Raw genomic sequence first — 937 nt, forward strand, 5'->3', positions numbered from 1 at the left:
GCGCTCTGGCCGCCGCGCGTCTTCAGCAGCAGGAGCAGCCGCTCCGCCGCCGTCGCCGGCTCCCGGGGATTATTGTCAAAGTCCATGCTTTGAAAATAAACGGCTGGCCGCCAGGCTGCAAGCGTGAGATCGCCCCGCCGCCGCGTCATGGCTGGTCATCGCGACGGTCGCTTCCGCTGTGCGGGCGGATGCGCCGAAGCTGGCATTATGTCATCCCAGCTTCGAATCGACGCATCCGAGATGAGCGACCCGGTCTGCCGCCGGATGCGGCCGGAGGATGCCGAAGCGCTGACGGCGCTGCTGGCGGCGGCTTTTGGCAATCCGCGCTTCGGCCCGACCGTGGCCCGGCTGTCGGGCATGTCCAACGCGGTGATCCATGTGCTGGAGGCGGACGGCGCCATCCGCGCCGCGGCGGCGGTGGTCGATTACGGCCGCGCGGCCTATCTCGGCATCGTCGGCACCGACCCGGCGATGCAGGGGCGGGGCTTCGGCCGCCGCATCGTCGAGGCGGCGCTGGCGCCGGTGCCGGCCGACCGGGTGATCCTGCTCGACGCCTCGCCCTCCGGCGCGCCGCTCTACGAGAAGCTCGGCTTCGTCGATGTCGACCAGTCGGTGGTGCTGGAGGCGCGGGCGCCGGTCGAGGCGCGGCCGGTGCCCGGCCTGACGGCGATGACGGAAGCCGATCTGCCGGCCGTCATCGTCTATGACGCGGCCGTGTTCGGCGCCGACCGCACAGCCGGACTCGCGGCGCTGTTCGGGGAGCACCCGGACGGCGTGGTCTGCCGCCGCAGCGGGCGGGTGGTCGGCTACGGTCTGCGTCAGCCGGATCGGATCGGCCCGGTGCTGGCGGAGACGCCGGAGACCGCGGCGGCGATCGTCGCGGCGCTCTCCGCCCACGCGCCCGACGGGCCGCTGACGATCACCGTGCCCTACTAGA

At 72.5% G+C, this 937-nt stretch carries 1 protein-coding gene; it reads left to right on the top strand.

What is annotated here, in order from left to right:
• Positions 1 to 240: 240 nt before the first annotated feature.
• On the top strand, positions 241 to 936 hold the full coding sequence (locus P409_RS36740) for a GNAT family N-acetyltransferase (protein ID WP_052121739.1): 696 nt from the start codon (positions 241 to 243) through the stop codon (positions 934 to 936).
• Position 937: the final 1 nt, after the last annotated feature.

This window comes from Inquilinus limosus MP06 (assembly GCF_000767795.1).
GTDB lineage: Bacteria > Pseudomonadota > Alphaproteobacteria > DSM-16000 > Inquilinaceae > Inquilinus > Inquilinus limosus_E.

Excerpts from the sequence above, each read along its gene's own strand:
- P409_RS36740 (WP_052121739.1), top strand. The coding sequence starts at position 241 with ATGAGCGACCCGGTCTGCCGCCGGATGCGGCCGGAGGATGCCGAAGCG.